This window comes from Serratia sp. Ae19-1, from assembly GCF_059801225.1.
In genome coordinates this window covers 398,003-416,566 of sequence record NZ_JBCHWD010000002.1, presented here as the reverse complement: position 1 = coordinate 416,566, position 18,564 = coordinate 398,003, and the positions used below count along the sequence as shown (strand labels likewise).

The 18,564-nt window shown below is 61.3% G+C and carries 18 protein-coding genes; 11 read left to right on the top strand and 7 right to left on the bottom strand.

Translation table 11 applies throughout. The annotated features are described in order from the left end of the window. Positions 1-9: 9 nt before the first annotated feature. Positions 10-750 (bottom strand): uroporphyrinogen-III synthase, encoded by a 741-nt coding sequence (gene hemD, locus AAIE04_RS07325; RefSeq protein WP_154747367.1) that lies wholly within the window; start codon positions 748-750, stop codon positions 10-12. Beyond that, the gene (hemC, locus tag AAIE04_RS07320) at positions 747-1,688 is read right to left on the bottom strand and encodes a hydroxymethylbilane synthase (RefSeq protein WP_063918206.1); all 942 of its coding nucleotides are present in this window, start codon (positions 1,686-1,688) and stop codon (positions 747-749) included. Before hemC ends, hemD begins: the two co-directional genes overlap by 4 nt. Before the next feature lie 316 nt (positions 1,689-2,004). Here hemC and AAIE04_RS07315 point away from each other — a divergent pair, with 316 nt between their 5' ends. Continuing rightward, positions 2,005-4,557, top strand: a complete 2,553-nt coding sequence (locus tag AAIE04_RS07315; protein WP_019452546.1) for a class I adenylate cyclase — start codon at positions 2,005-2,007, stop codon at positions 4,555-4,557. A gap of 36 nt (positions 4,558-4,593) precedes the next feature. Here AAIE04_RS07315 and cyaY read toward each other — a convergent pair whose 3' ends face one another. Then, entirely contained in the window at positions 4,594-4,914 is a 321-nt protein-coding gene (gene cyaY / locus AAIE04_RS07310; protein WP_019452545.1) for an iron donor protein CyaY, read from the bottom strand. Between the two features lie 78 nt (positions 4,915-4,992). Here cyaY and lptM point away from each other — a divergent pair, with 78 nt between their 5' ends. The 6 genes from lptM (at position 4,993) to uvrD (ending at position 10,670) form a co-directional block, all read left to right on the top strand. Then, positions 4,993-5,199, top strand: coding sequence for an LPS translocon maturation chaperone LptM (gene lptM, locus AAIE04_RS07305; RefSeq protein WP_282437009.1), 207 nt, complete (start codon positions 4,993-4,995; stop codon positions 5,197-5,199). 71 nt (positions 5,200-5,270) lie between these two features. Further along, the gene (gene dapF / locus AAIE04_RS07300; protein WP_004934244.1) at positions 5,271-6,095 is read left to right on the top strand and encodes a diaminopimelate epimerase; all 825 of its coding nucleotides are present in this window, start codon (positions 5,271-5,273) and stop codon (positions 6,093-6,095) included. Further along, positions 6,092-6,805 carry a DUF484 domain-containing protein gene (locus AAIE04_RS07295; protein ID WP_019452542.1) on the top strand — a complete coding sequence of 238 codons (714 nt, stop codon included), beginning with the start codon at positions 6,092-6,094 and terminating at the stop codon, positions 6,803-6,805. The genes dapF and AAIE04_RS07295 overlap by 4 nt, the downstream gene beginning before the upstream one ends. Continuing rightward, positions 6,802-7,713 (top strand): tyrosine recombinase XerC, encoded by a 912-nt coding sequence (gene xerC / locus AAIE04_RS07290; RefSeq protein WP_019452541.1) that lies wholly within the window; start codon positions 6,802-6,804, stop codon positions 7,711-7,713. The genes AAIE04_RS07295 and xerC overlap by 4 nt, the downstream gene beginning before the upstream one ends. Then, positions 7,713-8,429: a 5-amino-6-(5-phospho-D-ribitylamino)uracil phosphatase YigB gene (gene yigB / locus AAIE04_RS07285; protein WP_498576728.1), complete on the top strand. Its 717-nt coding sequence runs from the start codon at positions 7,713-7,715 to the stop codon at positions 8,427-8,429. Before xerC ends, yigB begins: the two co-directional genes overlap by 1 nt. Positions 8,430-8,507: 78 nt before the next feature. Further along, complete coding sequence (uvrD, locus tag AAIE04_RS07280; protein WP_019452539.1) at positions 8,508-10,670, top strand: DNA helicase II; 2,163 nt, start codon at positions 8,508-8,510, stop codon at positions 10,668-10,670. A gap of 45 nt (positions 10,671-10,715) precedes the next feature. Here the strand turns inward: uvrD and AAIE04_RS07275 are convergent, their stop codons facing one another. Beyond that, positions 10,716-11,189 (bottom strand): WbuC family cupin fold metalloprotein, encoded by a 474-nt coding sequence (locus AAIE04_RS07275; RefSeq protein ID WP_025160392.1) that lies wholly within the window; start codon positions 11,187-11,189, stop codon positions 10,716-10,718. A gap of 455 nt (positions 11,190-11,644) precedes the next feature. Between AAIE04_RS07275 and corA the strand changes: the two genes are divergently transcribed. Continuing rightward, positions 11,645-12,595, top strand: coding sequence for a magnesium/cobalt transporter CorA (corA, locus tag AAIE04_RS07270; protein ID WP_004934262.1), 951 nt, complete (start codon positions 11,645-11,647; stop codon positions 12,593-12,595). Between the two features lie 16 nt (positions 12,596-12,611). Here the strand turns inward: corA and rarD are convergent, their stop codons facing one another. Both rarD and AAIE04_RS07260 read right to left on the bottom strand, forming a co-directional pair. Next, a complete protein-coding gene (gene rarD, locus AAIE04_RS07265) occupies positions 12,612-13,499 on the bottom strand; it encodes an EamA family transporter RarD (RefSeq protein WP_019452537.1) in 888 nt (295 codons plus the stop codon). Between the two features lie 66 nt (positions 13,500-13,565). Further along, a complete protein-coding gene (locus AAIE04_RS07260) occupies positions 13,566-14,036 on the bottom strand; it encodes a thioesterase family protein (RefSeq protein WP_019452536.1) in 471 nt (156 codons plus the stop codon). A 199-nt stretch (positions 14,037-14,235) separates the two neighbouring features. Between AAIE04_RS07260 and recQ the strand changes: the two genes are divergently transcribed. Then, on the top strand, positions 14,236-16,068 hold the full coding sequence (gene recQ, locus AAIE04_RS07255; protein ID WP_498576727.1) for an ATP-dependent DNA helicase RecQ: 1,833 nt from the start codon (positions 14,236-14,238) through the stop codon (positions 16,066-16,068). A gap of 12 nt (positions 16,069-16,080) precedes the next feature. After that, positions 16,081-16,701, top strand: coding sequence for a threonine export protein RhtC (gene rhtC, locus AAIE04_RS07250; RefSeq protein ID WP_004934276.1), 621 nt, complete (start codon positions 16,081-16,083; stop codon positions 16,699-16,701). Positions 16,702-16,749: 48 nt separating this feature from the next. On the opposite strand, the gene rhtB is transcribed toward rhtC, so the two are convergent. Next, on the bottom strand, positions 16,750-17,370 hold the full coding sequence (gene rhtB / locus AAIE04_RS07245) for a homoserine/homoserine lactone efflux protein (RefSeq protein ID WP_019452534.1): 621 nt from the start codon (positions 17,368-17,370) through the stop codon (positions 16,750-16,752). A gap of 147 nt (positions 17,371-17,517) precedes the next feature. Between rhtB and pldB the strand changes: the two genes are divergently transcribed. Next, entirely contained in the window at positions 17,518-18,561 is a 1,044-nt protein-coding gene (gene pldB / locus AAIE04_RS07240; protein ID WP_498576726.1) for a lysophospholipase L2, read from the top strand. The last annotated feature ends 3 nt before the right edge of the window (positions 18,562-18,564 follow it).

Sequence of the window (18,564 nt, the reverse complement as noted above, 5' to 3'; positions counted from 1 at the left end):
ATAGTCAGATTATTGTAGCGCGCGGATCAGCGCGTCATTATCGGCGTTGTCAGCTACCCGAATCGTACGCCAGCCCAATTCCCGGGCGAGGGTAGCCAGGCGTTCGCTCACTACTACCAGGCGGCAACGCAGCAGCCATGAAGAACGATAGTAATCAGGAACTAAAGTATAGAGCTGTTGTAACATTTCACCGCTGGTCACCACCAGCGTATCCACACCGGCGCGCTGCCAGTGGGCGCTTTGCTCGCTGCCGTCGTAGTGCACCGGGCTGCGTTGATAACATTCATAATAGCTGACGTCGGCGCCGCGCTCGCTCAGCGTCGAGCCCAACAGTTCGCGGCCGCCGTTGCCGCGCAAAATCAGCGCGCGTTTGCCCGCCAGCTTTTGCAACGCCGGCAGCAGCAGCAGCGTTTCGCTGATTTCGCGTTCGCGCGGGTACTCCACCGGCAAACTGCTGATGCGATGCAGTGCCAGCCCGGTGGTGCGGCCGATGGCGTAATAAGCCAGGTGAGCGGGCCAGCTCAACCCGGCGCGGCCAATGACCGAATCGGCATAGTTCACCGAATGTTGCGACAGCACGAACACCAGATCGCCGGCGCTAAGCTGCTGCAACGCCTGCGGCAGCTGCGGCAGATCGCCGCCGGGGGCGAAGTCGATCAGCGGTGCATGATAGGCAACCCGGCCGAGCGCGCGCAGCCGGCTCACCAGCAGCTCTCCCGAAGGCGATGGGCGGGTTACCAGAATGGTCATGCCGGCGGATTTCCCTGATAAACTTCGCGCAGGATCTCGCGTGCGCCGCGCGCCAGCAGCTCTTCCGCCAGCTCAACGCCCATCCGTTCGGCCTCGGCGGCCGGGCCGCGGCGCTCTCCGCGCACCATCTGGCTGCCGTCCGGCGCGCCGACCAGCGCGCGCAGCCACAGGCTGTCGCCATCCAGTTCGGCATAGCTACCGATCGGTACCTGGCAGCCGCCTTCCAGACGGGTGTTCATCGCCCGTTCGGCGCGCACGCGGGTTTCGGTGGCCGCATGGTTCAGCGGCGCCAGCAGCGCGCGGGTGACGCTGTCGTCGAGACGGCATTCGATGCCGACCGCACCCTGGCCGACCGCCGGCAGGCACTCTTCGGCGCTCAGCGGGCTGCGGATGCGTTGCTCCAGCCCCAGGCGCTTCAGGCCGGCCACCGCCAGAATAATCGCGTCGTAGTCGCCGTTGTCCAGCTTGGCCAGACGCGTGCCGACGTTGCCGCGCAGGTCGCGCACGACAAGATCCGGGCGGCGTTCACGCAGCTGGCATTGGCGGCGCAGGCTGGAGGTGCCGACCACGCTGCCCTGCGGCAGTTGATCGAGCGAGGCGAAACGATTGGAAACAAAAGCGTCACGCGGATCTTCGCGCTCGCAGATGGTGGTCAAACCGAGGCCGGCGGGGAAGTCGACCGGCACGTCTTTCATCGAGTGCACGGCGATGTCGGCGCGGCCTTCCAGCAGCGCCAGTTCGAGTTCTTTAACAAACAGGCCTTTACCGCCGACTTTCGCCAACGGCGTATCCAGAATAACGTCGCCGCGCGTCACCATCGGCACCAACTCGACCTGCAGGCCGGGATGGCTGGCCATCAGACGTTGCTGCACATAATGTGCTTGCCAAAGTGCAAGCGGGCTTTGTCGGGTGGCAATTCGAATAATTTTGTCTAACATGCTTGTTACCGTTTTTATATTTCGCCATCCATCCTACCACTGAGAGCCAATACTGTCAGTGCAAGAAGCCGGAGGCGGAAAAAGGACAACGGAATCAAAGGGACGTGTGATGTGCTTTGGGGCAGTTAACACTGCGGGTAAATCGTTTAGGGAAGCGCTACAATAATTGTGAAGCGTTACCTCCTTTACGGTCAATCAGCAAGGTGTTAAATTGATCACGTTTCCAGCAATAAGTCGCCAAATATTCTTCTTACACTAACGGCGCTTATGGAATACGGGTTTTTTTCTAAACACCGGGATAATCAGGCGAGACGTCTTGTACCTCTACATCGAGACATTGAAGCAGAGACTGGATGCGATCAATCAGCTACGCGTCGATCGCGCCCTGGCGGCTATGAAGCCCGCGTTTCAACGGGTATACAGTCTGCTGCCCACCTTACTGCACCACCACCACCCGCTGATGCCGGGTTACCTGAACGGTAACGTTCCCCACGGCATTTGCCTCTACACGCCTGATGAAACTCAACAAGATTACCTGAACGATTTAGAAGACAAATGGGGCAGCCCGTTTGATAAGCCGGCCAGCGGCGAGCTGCCGATCACCGGCGTCTACTCGATGGGCAGCACCTCGTCTATCGGCCAAAGCTGCAGCTCGGATCTCGATATCTGGGTCTGCCACCAGTCCTGGCTGGACAACGAAGAACGTACCCGCCTGCAGCAAAAATGCAGCCTGCTTGAGAAGTGGGCCGCCTCGATGGGGGTGGAAGTCAGCTTCTTCCTGATCGACGAAAATCGTTTCCGCCACAATGAAAGCGGTAGCCTGGGCGGCGAAGACTGCGGCTCGACGCAGCATATCCTGTTGCTCGACGAATTCTACCGCACCGCCGTGCGCCTGGCCGGCAAACGCATCCTGTGGAACATGGTGCCGGGCGAAGAAGAAGCGCACTACGATGAATACGTGCTGTCGCTGTACGCGCAGGGCGCGCTGACGCCCAACGAGTGGCTGGATCTCGGCGGCTTGAGCTCGCTGTCGGCGGAAGAGTACTTCGGCGCCAGCCTGTGGCAGCTGTACAAGAGCATCGATTCGCCTTACAAGGCGGTGCTGAAGACCCTGCTGCTGGAAGCCTATTCCTGGGAATACCCCAATACCCAACTGCTGGCGACGGACATCAAACATCGTCTGCATCAGGGCGAGATCGTCAGCTTCGGGCTCGACGCCTACTGCATGATGCTCGAACGCGTCACCCGCTACCTGACCGACATCAACGACACTACCCGCCTCGATCTGGCCCGCCGCTGTTTCTATCTGAAAGTGTGTGAAAAGCTGTCGCTGGCCAAGGCCTGCGTCGGCTGGCGGCGCGAGATCCTCAGCCAGTTGGTCAGCGAGTGGGGCTGGAGCGAAGAGCGTCTGGCGATGCTGGACAACCGCGCCAACTGGAAAATCGAACGGGTGCGTGAAGCGCATAACGAGCTGCTCGACGCGATGATGCAGAGCTACCGCAACCTGATCCGTTTCGCCCGCCGCAACAATCTCAGCGTCAGCGCCAGCCCGCAGGATATCGGCGTGCTGACCCGCAAACTGTACGCGGCGTTTGAAGCGCTGCCCGGCAAGGTGACGTTGGTGAACCCGCAGATCTCGCCGGACCTGTCGGAAAACGATTTAACCTTTATTCACGTGCCGGTTGGCCGCGCCAACCGCACCGGCTGGTACCTGTATAATCAGGCGCCGGCCATGGATTCTATCGTCAGCCATCAGCCGCTGGAATATAACCGCTACCTGAACAAGCTGGTGGCCTGGGCCTATTTCAACGGCCTGCTGACGCCGCAGACCCGCCTGCACATCAAGAGCGGCAACCTGTGCGACACCGCCAAGCTGCAGGAGCTGGTGGCCGACGTTTCTCATCACTTCCCGCTGCGCCTGCCGGCGCCGACGCCGAAAGCGCTGTACAGCCCGTGTGAGATTCGCCATCTGGCGATCATCGTCAATCTGGAAAACGATCCGACCGCCGCGTTCCGCAATCAGGTGGTGCACTTCGATTTCCGCAAGCTGGACGTGTTCAGTTTCGGCCAGCAGCAACAGTGTTTGGTGGGCAGCATCGATCTGCTGTATCGCAACTCCTGGAACGAAGTGCGTACCCTGCATTTCAGCGGCGAGCAGTCGGTGCTGGAAGCGTTGAAGACCATTCTCGGCAAGATGCACCAGGATGCCGCGCCGCCGGAGTCGGTGGAGGTATTCTGCTACAGCCAGCACCTGCGCGGCCTGATCCGCACCCGCATCCAGCAGTTGGTGTCGGAGTGCATCGAGCTGCGCCTGTCCAGCACCCGGCTGGAACCCGGCCGCTTCAAGGCGGTGCGCGTCGCCGGGCAGACCTGGGGGCTGTTCTTCGAACGTCTGAGCGTATCGGTGCAAAAGCTGGAGAACGCGGTGGAGTTTTACGGCGCCATCTCCAACAACAAGCTGCACGGCCTGTCTATCAAGGTGGAAACCGATCAGGTGCATCTGCCGCCGGTGGTGGACGGTTTCGCCAGTGAGGGGATCATTCAGTTCTTCTTCGAAGACACCTCAGACGACAAGGGCTTCAACATCTATATTCTGGATGAGTCTAATCGGGTGGAGGTGTATCACCACTGCGAGGGCAGTAAAGAGGAACTGGTACGCGACGTCAGCCGCTTCTACTCCTCGTCGCACGATCGCTTCACCTACGGTTCCAGCTTTATCAACTTCAACCTGCCGCAGTTCTATCAGATCGTGCAGCTCGACGGGCGCACGCAGGTGATCCCGTTCCGCAGCAACGTGCTGTCCAGCCTGTGCGTGACGGTGGCCGACGGCGCCGCTCAGCCGCTCAAACAGCAGTTCCAGCTGCATTGACGCCGCAAGGGCTCGGTGGCCGAGCCCTGCATTGCTTCAGGAAAAACGCAGTGCTTCGCCGGCCTGCGTGCTGGCTGCTTCGCTGAGCAGCTGATAAAACGGCTGCCCGCTGCGATCGCATAGCCAGACGCCGTCGCGGTAGTTGAAGTGATAACCGCCGGCCTTGGTGGCAAGCCACACCTGGTGCAGCGGCTCCTGGCGGTTGATGACGATCTTGGTGCCGTTTTCGAAGCTCAGCGTCATCACGCCGCCATTGGTTTCGTAATCGATGTCCGCATCGCCGTCAAAATCGTCCAGTGTTTCTTCAATATTCAGCATCAGCTGGTCGGCCAACTGGTGAAACTCGCTGTCGTTCATATTCAATTCCTATTGCTTTTCATGATCCACCTGCGATTATAGAGACCTTGGACGCATGAATTACAGGCATTAATGCAAATGAAAAAACAACTACGCTATGCGCTGATGGCAGTTCTGCTTACCGGCCTCGCCGGCTGTGGTCTGAAAGGCCCGCTTTACTTCCCACCTGCCGACGCCACTGGCCAAAAATCGGCCAAGCCGCCGGTGCAAACGGGCGATCAGGTGCAAAAGAACCAGCAGGAGCAGTCTGGCTCTCAGCAAAAACCGTCGATGGTCGATCAGTAACACCCGGTTTGCGGTGGCGAGCGCCGCCGCAAAATCAAGACGGATAGCGCGTCCAGATAGCGGAGTATGATATGCAGTTCTCCAAAATGCACGGTCTGGGCAACGACTTTATGGTGGTCGATGCCGTTACACAGAATGTCTATTTTTCACCTGAGCTGATCCGCCGGCTGGCCGATCGGCACCTGGGCGTCGGCTTTGACCAGATGCTGGTGGTAGAACCGCCTTACGATCCCGAGCTGGATTTTCACTACCGGATTTTCAACGCCGACGGCAGCGAAGTGGCCCAGTGCGGCAACGGCGCGCGCTGCTTCGCGCGCTTTGTGCGGCTGAAAGGGCTGACCAACAAGCGCGATATCCGCGTCAGCACCCAAACCGGGCGTATGGTGCTCAGCGTCACCGACGACGATCTGGTGTGCGTCAATATGGGCGAGCCGAATTTCGATCCGCAGGCGGTGCCGTTCCGCGCCGCCAAAGCGGAAAAGACTTACATCATGCGCGCGGCGGAACATACCGTGCTGTGCGGCGTGGTGTCGATGGGCAACCCGCATTGTGTTTTGCAGGTGGATGATGTAAAAACCGCCAAGGTAGAGCTGCTCGGACCGGTGCTGGAAGGGCATGAGCGCTTCCCGGAACGGGCCAACATCGGCTTTATGCAGGTGGTCAGCCGCGATCACATCAAGCTGCGGGTTTATGAGCGTGGCGCCGGCGAAACCCAGGCCTGCGGCAGCGGCGCCTGCGCGGCGGTGGCGGTGGGGATCCAACAGGAATTGCTGTCAGAAGAGGTGCATGTAGAACTGCCGGGCGGCAGCCTGCATATTCGCTGGAAAGGGCCGGGCAACCCGCTGTTTATGACCGGTCCGGCAACCCATGTCTATGACGGATTTATTCATCTATGAAAAGCGTAGAAGAACAGAGCGTCGCCGGCCTGGCGCTGGATGACGACACCGTGATGCAGTATCTGCTGCAGAACCCGGATTTCTTTATTCGCAACGCGCGCCAGGTTGAGCAGATGCGCGTGCCTCACCCGGTACGCGGCACCGTTTCGCTGGTGGAATGGCATCTGGCCCGCCAACGCAATCACATCGAACGGCTGGAAGAAGAGATCACGCTGTTGATGGAGCAGGCCAGCGCCAATGAAGGGCTGTTCGCCAGGCTGCTGCACCTGCAGGCCGATCTGGCCACCGCCGACAGCCTGCAGGATATGCTGAACCGGCTGCAGCGCTGGGCGCGCGGCTTCGGTTTGGCCGGCGCTACGGTGCGTCTGTTTGCCGATCGCTGGAATATCGGCGCGCCTTCCGACTTTACCCATCTGGCGCTGACGCGCTCGGCGTTTGAGCCGTTCCGCATCCAGCGTCTGGGCAGTGAACAACACTACCTCGGCGGCCTGAATGGCCCCGAACTGCTGCTGCTGTTGCCGCAGGCCAAACAGATCGGCCAGATTGGCTCGGTGGCGCTGTCGATGCTGGGCGACGACGGTGAATTGGGCATGGTGATCTTCAGCAGTCGCGATACGCAACACTATCAGCAGGGCATGGGCACGGTGATGCTCAATCAACTGGCGCGCATGCTGCCGGAACTGCTGGAACGCTGGGTCGAACGCGCATGACGCCGATTGCGCCCAGCCTGCAGCAGCCGGTGGACGCTTTTCTGCGTTATCTCAAGGTAGAACGGCAACTCAGCCCGCTGACGCAGCTCAGCTATTCGCGCCAGCTGGCGGCGTTGATGCGCCTGGCGCAGGAGATCGGCGTCACCGACTGGACGGCGCTGGACGCCGCCCGGGTGCGCATGTTGGCGGCGCGCAGCAAACGCGCCGGCCTGCAGTCAGCCAGCCTGGCGCTGCGGCTCTCTTCGTTGCGCAGTTTTCTCGACTGGCTGGTCAGCCAGGGCGTGTTGCACGCCAACCCCGCCAAAGGCATCCGCACGCCGCGCAGCGGCCGCCATCTGCCGAAAAACATCGACGTCGATGAAATGAACCAGCTGCTGGAGATCGATCTCAACGATCCGCTGGCGGTGCGTGATCGCGCCATGCTGGAGGTGATGTACGGCGCCGGCCTGCGCCTCTCCGAGCTGGTGGGGCTGGACTGCCGCCATGTCGATATGGCCGCCGGCGAGGTGTGGGTGATGGGGAAAGGCAGCAAAGAGCGCAAATTGCCGATCGGACGAACCGCCGTCACTTGGCTGGAACACTGGCTGGCGATGCGCGATCTGTTCGGGCCGCAGGACGACGCCATGTTCCTGTCCAACCAGGGGCGACGCATCTCGACGCGCAACGTGCAAAAACGCTTCGCCGAATGGGGCGTGAAGCAGGGCGTCAACAGTCATATTCATCCGCACAAGCTGCGCCACTCGTTCGCCACCCACATGCTGGAGTCCAGCGGCGATCTGCGCGCGGTGCAAGAGCTGCTCGGCCACGCCAACCTGACCACCACGCAGATTTATACCCACCTCGACTTTCAACATCTGGCGAACGTGTACGATGCCGCACATCCGCGCGCCAAACGGGGGAAATCCTGATGCATTTTTATCGCCCGCTGCGCCCGCTGGCGGCGCTGACTTTCGATCTGGACGACACGCTGTATGACAATCTTCCGGTGATTAGGCAGACCGAACAACAGTCGGTGGCCTTCCTGCAGAATTATCACCCCGGCCTGAGCAGTTTCCAGTCGGCGGATTTTCACCGCCTGCGCCAGGAGCTGCGCGAGCAGGATCCGGAGATCTATCATGACGTCACCGAGTGGCGCTGGCGCGCCATTCATCTGGCGCTGAGCCGGCAGGGGCTGCGCGACGCCGAGGCCGCGATCGGAGCCGATGCGGCGATGCAGAACTTCGCGCTATGGCGAAGCCGCATCGAGGTGCCGGAAGCGACCCACGCCACGCTGAAGGCGCTGGCCGCGCGCTATCCGCTGGTGGCGATCACCAACGGCAACGCCGATCCGGCGCAGTGCGGCCTGGACGGTTACTTCCAGTTCGTGTTGCGCTCCGGGCCGGACGGGCGCGCCAAGCCGTATCAGGACATGTATCACCTGGCCGTCGAACGGTTGGGCGTGGCGCCCGAACAGATCCTGCACGTGGGCGACGATCTGACCACCGATGTTGCCGGCGCGCTGCGTGCGGGGCTGCAGGCCTGTTGGATCAACGATCGCCAACGGGATCTGATGCAGGTCGCCGACAGTCGCCTGTTGCCGCATATTGAGATTTCACAGTTGGCATCGCTGACAGCATTGTTATAATCCCTGCCAGAACTCTGTATAAATTTCCAGTGAAAAACCCGTCGCCGGCGGGTTTTCCCTTAACCATTAGTGGTGCCTATGGACGTCTCCGATCTGCTCGATAGCCTGAATGAAAAACAACGTGAAGCCGTGGCGGCGCCGCGCAGCAACCTGTTGGTTCTGGCCGGGGCAGGCAGCGGCAAGACGCGGGTGCTGGTGCATCGCATCGCCTGGCTGCTGTCGGTGGAGAACTGCTCGCCGTATTCGATCATGGCGGTGACCTTCACCAACAAGGCGGCGGCGGAAATGCGCCATCGTATCGAACATCTGATCGGCACCAGCCAGGGCGGCATGTGGATCGGCACCTTCCACGGCCTGGCGCATCGCCTGCTGCGCGCCCACCATCTGGAGGCCAACCTGCCGCAGGATTTCCAGATCCTCGACAGCGATGACCAGCTGCGGCTGCTCAAGCGCATCATCAAGGCGCTGAACGTCGACGAGAAGCAGTGGCCGCCGCGTCAGGCGATGTGGTACATCAACGGCAAGAAAGACGAAGGCCTGCGGCCGCAGCACGTCGAGACCTACAACAACCCGGTGGAGGCCACCTGGCTGCGCATCTACCAGGCCTATCAGGAAGCCTGCGATCGCGCCGGGCTGGTGGATTTCGCCGAGCTGCTGCTGCGCGCGCATGAGCTGTGGCTGAACAAGCCGCATATCCTCAATCATTACCGCGAACGTTTCACCAACATACTGGTGGACGAATTCCAGGATACCAACAGCATCCAGTACGCCTGGATCCGCCTGCTGGCGGGCGGCAACAGCAACGTGATGATCGTCGGCGACGACGACCAGTCAATCTACGGCTGGCGCGGCGCGCAGGTGGAAAACATCCAGCGCTTCCTGAAGGATTTCCCCGGCGCGGAAACCATCCGCTTGGAGCAGAACTACCGTTCCACCAGCAACATCCTGAAAGCGGCCAATACCCTGATCGCCAACAACGACGGGCGCATGGGTAAAAACCTGTGGACCGAAGGCGGCGAAGGCGAACCGATCTCCATCTACTGCGCCTTCAACGAGCTCGACGAAGCGCGCTTTGTGGTCAATCGCATCAAGACCTGGCAAGACAACGGCGGCGCGCTGAACGACTGCGCCATCTTGTACCGCAGCAACGCCCAGTCGCGCGTGCTGGAAGAGGCGCTGCTGCAGACGGCGATGCCGTACCGCATCTACGGCGGCCAGCGCTTCTTCGAACGCCAGGAAATCAAGGACGCGCTGGCTTACCTGCGTCTTATCTCCAACCGCAACGACGACGCGGCCTTCGAGCGCGTGGTCAACACCCCGACGCGCGGCATCGGCGATCGCACTCTCGACGTGGTGCGCCAGGCGGCGCGCGATCGCCAGCTGACGCTGTGGCAGGCGACGCGCGAGCTGATGCAGGACAAGGTGTTGGCCGGCCGCGCCGCGTCCGCGCTGCAGCGTTTTATCGAACTGGTGGAGTCGCTGGCGCATGAAACCGCCGACATGCCGCTGCATGTGCAGACCGACCGGGTGATCCGCGATTCCGGGCTGTTCATCATGTATGAGCAGGAGAAAGGCGAAAAGGGGCAGGCGCGCATCGAAAACCTTGAGGAACTGGTGACGGCGACGCGCCAGTTCAGCTATCAGGAAGAAGATCAGGATCTGATGCCGCTGCAGGCGTTCCTGTCGCATGCGGCGCTGGAGGCGGGTGAAGGCCAGGCCGACGCCTATCAGGACGCGGTGCAACTGATGACCCTGCACTCCGCCAAGGGGCTGGAGTTCCCGCTGGTGTTTATCGTCGGCATGGAAGAAGGCATGTTCCCGAGCCAGATGTCGCTGGATGAAGGCGGCCGGTTGGAAGAGGAGCGCCGCCTGGCCTATGTGGGCGTAACGCGCGCCATGCAGAAACTGACGCTGACCTATGCCGAAACGCGCCGTTTGTACGGCAAAGAGGTGTATCACCGGCCGTCGCGCTTTATCGGCGAGCTGCCGGAAGAGTGCGTGGAAGAAGTGCGCCTGCGCGCCAGCGTATCCCGCCCGGTCAATCACCGCCGCATGGGCACGCCGATCAGCGAGAACGACACCGGCTACAAGCTGGGCCAGCGCGTGCGCCATCCCAAGTTTGGCGAAGGCACCATCGTCAATCTGGAGGGCAGCGGCGAGCACAGCCGGCTGCAGATCGCTTTCCCGGGCGAGGGCATCAAGTGGCTGGTGGCGGCCTACGCTCGCCTGGAAACGGTATAAAGAGAGAGGGAAGTTGCAGGGGCAGGCCCCTGCAATCGTTCATGATCAGTGAGGGTAGCGATCGCCGACCTGCGCGGTGGCATACCAGCGCATCACCGCTTCGGTGCCTTCGCCGCCTTCCTGCGGCGCCCATTGCATGCAGTCCTCTTCCGTCAGCGCCTGATAAGGGCCCTGCTTCACTTCGAACACCACGCCGCCGGCATCGACCGACAGCACTGCATGCCAGGTAAATGCCGGCATCTCCAGCACTTTGGTCTCTTCGCCGAGCAGGGTGCGCTGCGTCACGACGCCGTCATCGTTGAACTGCAACACGACAAAACGGCCGCGCAGCGGCGTCAGCAGTTCCCAGGTTTGCGGGTGGCGGTGCGGGCGGATATAGGTGCCGGGTTCCATGGCGATCGCCAGGCGTTGCACCGGGTCGCTCAGCTCTTCGTGTAAGGTGCGGTGCGCGCGCAGGCGGGCCACGCTGGCGGCCTGTTCGCTCATCGCGGTCAGTTCATGGGCGGTAATCTGTTTCATCATTTAAATCCGCATGCTTGTCGTACCATTAGGGTGATGTCATCTTAGCAACATTCTCGTTGGCGGTAAGCGATCGCCGCGACTTTTTCAGCACGGTTTACCCCAGGTTAAGCGCGATTTTTGCTATTGATCATCGTGATGATTTGTTGCGCAATTATCCCTCCTAACGTGTTGACAGGCTTTTTCCTCTCGGCGTAACATGCGCGCACTATTATCATTGAGGACAGACGCCTTGGACACACCCAGTAGATACTGGCTCACTGACCTGCGCCGCAGGTATAACTTCTAAGGCTCTCCGTTTTTGCTGATAGCCTTCGTGGTTGTCGGCGACCCCGCAAAGTGTCGCTATGAGTCAGATCTCTTCATGGTCTGAAACAAATCGGTGATACATATCCCCTCTGTTTCTGTGCTTCAACGCGTTGTCCGCACCCGTTACCTTCACGGAGTTTTGGCACATGCTGAGCGCTTTTAAATTAGATAACCGCCGCTTGTCCCGCCTGGAACTGGACGACTCAGATGATCTCACTTCATCGCTGTGGGTTGATCTGGTCGAGCCGGAAGAGGGCGAGCGCGAGCGCGTGCAGAATGAGCTGGGACAAAGCCTGGCGACGCGTCCCGAGCTGGACGACATCGAAGCCTCCGCCCGTTTCTTCGAAGACGAAGACGGTCTGCATATCCACTCCTTCTTCTACTTTGAAGATGCGGAAGATCACGCCGGCAACTCCACGGTGGCGTTCACCATCCGCGACGGCCGCCTGTATACCCTGCGCGAGCGCGAACTGCCTGCGTTTCGCTTGTACCGCATGCGCGCCCGCAATCAGACCATGCTCGAAGGCAACGCCTACGAACTGCTGCTGGATCTGTTTGAAACCAAGATTGAACAGCTGGCGGACGAGATTGAGAACATCTACAGCGACCTGGAACAGCTCAGCCGGGTGATCATGGAAGGGCATCAGGGCGATGAATACGACGCCGCGCTGTCGACGCTGGCGGAACTGGAGGATATCGGCTGGAAGGTGCGTTTGTGTCTGATGGATACCCAGCGCGCGCTCAACTTCCTGGTGCGCAAGGCGCGTCTGCCGACCGGCCAGTTGGAGCAGGCGCGTGAAGTGCTGCGCGACATCGAATCCCTGCTGCCGCACAACGAATCGCTGTTCCAGAAGGTGAACTTCCTGATGCAGGCGGCGATGGGCTTCATCAATATCGAACAGAACCGCATCATCAAGATCTTCTCGGTGGTGTCGGTGGTGTTCCTGCCACCTACGCTGGTGGCCTCCAGCTACGGCATGAACTTCGAATTCATGCCGGAGCTGAAATGGTCGTTCGGCTACCCGGGGGCCATCACGCTAATGATCCTGGCCGGCCTGGCCCCTTACCTGTACTTCAAGCGCAAGAACTGGCTGTAACCCGGCGGCGCCGGGCTCAGCGCAGCTTGCGCTGGGTGTAGAGCGCGTCGAGGGTGAACAGGATCAGCGCCGCCCAGATAAAGCCGAAGGTCACCAGTTTGTCCTGGCCGACGGTTTCACCGTAGAACGTGACCGCCAGCAGGAACATCAAGGTCGGGCCGAGGTACTGGAAGAAGCCGAGCGTCGACAGACGCAGCCGGGTGGCCGCCGCGGTGAAGCACAGCAGCGGCACGGTGGTGACGATGCCGGCGGCGACCAGCAGCAGGTTCAGCGACCACGGGTTGGCGCTCAGATGGCTGGTAGGGCTGTCGGCGAACAGGAACAGGTAGGCCGCCGCCACCGGCAGCAGCCACAGCGTTTCGATCAGCATGCCGGTCTGGGCGTCGATGGCGATTTTCTTGCGCAGCAGGCCGTAGAAGGCGAAGCTGAACGCCAGCCCCAGGCCGATGATCGGCAACGAGCCGAACTGCCAGAGTTGCACCAGCACCCCGGTGAACGCCAGCGCCACCGCCACCCACTGCATGCGGCGGAAACGCTCGCCGAGAAACAGCATCCCCAACAGCACGTTAACCAGCGGGTTGATGAAGTAGCCCAGGCTGGCTTCCAGCATATGGTGGTTGTTCACCGCCCAGATGAACAGCAGCCAGTTGCCGCCGATCAGCAGCGCGGTGAGCGCCAGCAGCAGCAGCCGTTTGCGGTTTTGGCAGGCGGCGCGCACTTTCGGCCAGTTGCGGCCCAGCGTGATCAGCGCCAGCATGAAGAAAAACGACCAGATGATCCGGTGAGTGAGGATCTCATCGGCGGGCACTTGCTGAATCAGTTTGAAATAGGCCGGGGCGATGCCCCACATAAAATAGGCGGCCAGGGCGAAGAAAATGCCCTGACGCGTTTGCTTTGCGTCCATGACGTCACTCTGGGTGGGAACTTAAGATGCGGTGAGTGTACTGAAGACGCTCACCGCGCACAATCATCAGCCGACCAGATAGGTGGCGGTAGCGGTGGCGATATGCAGACCGTCGTGGTTATGAAGTTCTACGCGCGCGACGGCGACCTTATTGCCGCTGCGCAGCACATGCGCAGTGGCGACGAAGTGCTCGCCGCGGCCGGGGCGCAGGTAATCGACGCGCAGATCGATGGTGCCCATGCGCGACAGCTTGGCAGCTATCTCTTCTTCGATCAGCGGTTCCAGGCGCGTCAGCACGCCGCCGGCGCAGGCCATCCCGGCGGCGACGTCGAGCACCGCAGCGATCACGCCGCCGTGCAGAATCTCCTGCGCGGCGTTGCCCACCAGCTTGCGTTGGTTGGTGAAGCTCAGTTCGACGTAGTCATCGTCGAAACGGCGCAGTTCCAGGCCGAGCTCGCGGTTGAACGGCATGTGATAAACAAAGATTTCGCCGATCTTCTGGCGGGCGGTTTCCAGGGTGAGAGGTGTGGTCGACATAGCATGTTTCCGTTTTTCTTTTGCGTTTTAAGGGAGGTAACTGGTCAGTCCAGGTTAATGCCATGTTGATTTTATGCTTAACCTTTGTTGCTTTCCAGCCTGTTTCGGCAAAAGAGTCGCACGCGCGTCGGTGTCATGCTGAACGATATTATGTAATCATACCCGGTGGGTGTGTACCGATGAAAAAATGGGGAAGTGTGTGTCAACCGCAGCAGTGATTAACAGAGAGTTGCTGGCCGAGCAGGTATTGCGCGATACCTTCGGTTACCAGCAATTCCGTCCGGGGCAGCAAACGATTATCAATGCCGCGATCGGCGGGCAGGATTGCCTGGTGGTGATGCCGACCGGCGGCGGCAAGTCGTTGTGTTACCAAATCCCGGCGCTGGTGATGGACGGCCTGACGCTGGTCGTTTCTCCGCTGATTTCGCTGATGAAAGACCAGGTCGATCAGCTGTTGGCCTACGGCGTCTCCGCCGCCTGCTACAACTCGACGCAAACCCGCGAAGAGCAGCTGGAGGTCATGGCCGGTTGCCGCAACGGCACCATCAAGATGCTGTACATCGCGCCGGAACGGCTGATGATGGAAAGCTTCCTCAATCTGCTCGATCACTGCCTGCCGGCGATGCTGGCGGTGGATGAGGCGCACTGCATTTCGCAGTGGGGCCATGACTTCCGGCCGGAATACCGTGCGCTGGGTCAGCTGAAACAACGCTTCCCGTCGATGCCGGTGATCGCGTTGACCGCCACCGCTGACGAGGCCACGCGCGGCGACATCGTGCGCCTGCTGTCGCTGCAGGATCCGTTGGTGCAGGTCAGTAGCTTCGACCGGCCGAACATCCGCTACACGCTGGTGGAAAAATTCAAACCGCTCGATCAGTTGTGGCGCTTCGTGCAGGATCAGCGCGGCAAGAGCGGCATTATCTATTGCAACAGCCGCGCCAAGGTGGAAGACACCGCCGCGCGTCTGCAAAGCCGCGGGTTGAGCGTCGGCGCCTATCACGCCGGGCTGGACAACGATCGCCGCGCGCAGGTGCAAGAGGCGTTCCAGCGTGACGATCTGCAGGTGGTGGTGGCCACTGTCGCCTTCGGCATGGGCATCAACAAACCCAACGTGCGCTTCGTGGTGCACTTCGACATCCCGCGCAATATCGAATCCTATTATCAGGAGACCGGCCGCGCCGGGCGCGACGGCCTGCCGGCCGAAGCCATCCTGCTGTACGATCCGGCCGACATGGCCTGGCTGCGCCGCTGTCTGGAGGAGAAACCCGCCGGGCAGCAATTGGACATCGAACGCCACAAGCTGAACGCCATGGGCGCGTTCGCCGAGGCGCAAACCTGTCGTCGTCTGGTGCTGCTCAACTACTTCGGCGAAGGCAAACACGAGAACTGCGGCAACTGCGATATCTGCCTCGATCCGCCCAAGCGCTACGACGGGCTGGAGGACGCGCGTAAGGCGCTGTCCTGCGTGTATCGCGTCGGCCAGCGCTTCGGTCTGGGGTACATCGTGGAAGTGCTGCGCGGCTCCAACAACCAACGCATTCGCGAATACGGTCACGACAAGCTGCCGGTGTACGGCATCGGCCGCGATCAGACCACCGAACACTGGACCAGCGTGCTGCGTCAGCTGATCCACCTGGGCTTTATCACCCAGAACATCGCCATGCACTCGGCGCTGCAATTGACCGAGGCGGCGCGCCCGGTATTGCGTGGCGAGGTGGCGCTGCAGCTGGCGGTGCCGCGCATTCAGAGCCTGAAGTCGCGCAGCAGCGCCAACCAGAAATCCTACGGCGGCAATTACGATCGCAAGCTGTTCGCCAAGTTGCGCAAACTGCGCAAATCGATCGCCGACGAAGAAAACATTCCGCCTTACGTGGTGTTCAACGACGCCACGCTGCTGGAAATGGCCGAACAAATGCCGATCAAGGCCGGCGATCTGCTGAGCGTCAACGGCGTCGGCCAGCGCAAACTGGAGCGTTTCGGCGCGCCCTTTATGGCGATGATCCGCGACCATCTCGACAATGACGAAGACTGAGGGCGATAAATCATGCTGATGCTGTTTCTCACCGTGGCGCTGGTACATCTGATTGCGCTGATGAGCCCGGGGCCAGACTTCTTTTTCGTGTCGCAAACCGCCGCCAGCCGTTCGCGCCGTGAGGCGATGATGGGCGTGGTCGGCATTTCGCTCGGCATCGTGGTGTGGGCCGGCGTGGCCTTGATGGGGCTGCACCTGATCCTGCAGAAAATGGCCTGGCTGCATCAGATCATCATGGTCGGCGGCGGGATGTACCTGTGCTGGATGGGGTGGCAACTGCTGCGTTCCGCGCGGGCGCAGCAAGCGCAGCCGGCAGCGGAGGCCCAGGTGGCGTTGCCGAAGGCCGGACGCAGCTTTATTCGCGGCTTCCTGACCAATCTGTCCAACCCGAAAGCGGTGATCTATTTCGGCAGCGTGTTCTCGCTGTTCGTCGGCGACAGCGTCGGTGCCGGGGCGCGCTGGGGGCTGTTCCTGCTGATCGTCGCCGAGACCTTCGTCTGGTTCAGCCTGGTGGCGGTGGTGTTCGCGCTGCCGGCGATGCGCCGCGGTTATCAGCGGTTGGCCAAGTGGATCGACGGGGTGGCGGGCGTGCTGTTCACCGGCTTCGGGTTACACCTGATCTTTACCCGTTAACCGGCAGTGAAACGCCGAAGGCCGAGCAGCGATGCCCGGCCTTTTTTGTCAGGCTTTGCGTGCTGTCGCCAGCAGGCCGGCCACCAGAATGAACAGCGAACCGAACAGCCGGTTGAGCAGCTGCATCTGGCGCGGGGTCTTCAGCCAGCCGGCGATGCGCGTCGCCAGGGTGGCGTAACCGATCATCACCAGAATATCCACTATCACGGTAGTGACGCCGAGCACCAGATACTGCTCGGCCTGCGGTTGATTGGGCAGAATGAACTGCGGAAACAGCGCGGCGAGAAACACGATGCTTTTCGGGTTGGTCAGGTTGACCAGCACCGCGCGGCGGAACAGACGGCGGCGCGGCATGCTGCCCGCCAGCGCATGCAGATCCAGCGCGCCGGCGGCGCGCCACTGCTGGATGCCGAGCCATACCAGGTAGGCGGCACCCAGCCATTTCAGCAGCTCGAACGCCAGCAGCGATTGAGAAATCAGCGCGCCGAGGCCGATGCCAACCAGCACGATGTGCGCGCTCAGCCCGACCTGCAGCCCGGCGATCGACGCGGCGGCGCCGCGATAGCCGTGGCTGATGCCGGTGCTCATGGTGTTGATGGCGCCTGAGCCGGGGGACAGGCTGAGGATAAGCGTGGTCAGCAGGTAGGTTAACCACCAGTCCAAGGTCATGGTTCTCGGCTCCCTGAAAGTGTCGTTTTGTGCCACAATGCGCCGAGGCGGCGCCGTTTTTTGTAAGAATTGAATCACAATACGCTAGTATGATTTCTTGTGCCAGCGGTCACATTTTCCGCCGGCCCCACAGGGAAAACGCTCTCGATGACCTCGTTCACTCTCAGCTCCGATGACTGGTTAACGCGTGAAACGCAGTTCGCCGCCTTCGCCACCGGGCCGCTGCTGGACTTCTGGCGGCAGCGCGAAGAAGGCGAGTTCAGCGGCGTGGACGGCGTGCCGATCCGCTTTGTGCGTTTTCGTTCCGCGCGGCATCAGCGGGTGGTGGTGGTCAGCCCCGGCCGCATCGAAAGCTACGTGAAATACCCTGAGGTGGCCTACGACCTGTTCCACTGCGGCTACGACGTGGTGATCGTCGATCATCGCGGGCAGGGGCGCTCCGGGCGTTTACTGGCGGATACGCACCGCGGTCATGTGGTAAACTTCGACGACTACGTGGACGATTTCGAGCAGCTTTGGCTGTGCGAGGTCGAATCGCGCGGTTACCGGCAGCGCTTCGCGCTGGCGCATTCGATGGGCGGCGCGATCCTGGCGCGGTTCCTGCAGCGTCGGCCGCAGGCGTTCGACGCGGCGGCGTTTTGCGCGCCGATGTTCGGCATTCAGTTGCCGATGCCGGGCTGGCTCGCCGACCGCATTCTCGACTGGGCGGAGGCGCACCCGGCGATCCGCGACTATTACGCGGTGGGCACCGGCCAGTGGCGTCCGCTGCCCTATGTGGTCAATGTGTTGACCCACAGCCGCGAGCGCTACCGGCGCAGCCTGCGCTATTACGCCGATTACCCCGAGCTGCAGGTGGGCGGGCCGACCTACCATTGGGTGCGGGAGAGCATTCGTGCCGGCCGGCAGATTATCGCGCAGGCCGGGGAGATAACAACGCCGCTGTTGCTTTTGCAAGCCGGTGAGGAACGGGTAGTCGACAACCGTTCGCACCAGGCTTTTTGTCAGGCTCTGTCAGACGCGGGGCGCCCTTGCGAAGGGGAGCTCCCGTTGGTTATCAACGGCGCACGCCATGAGATCCTGTTCGAGCGGGACGCGATGCGCGCCGAAGCACTGAACGCAATTCTGCGCTTCTTTGCTCAACACTTAGGCGGTGCGCTGCCGCCGACAACTCCATCAGAGGTTAGAACATAACGC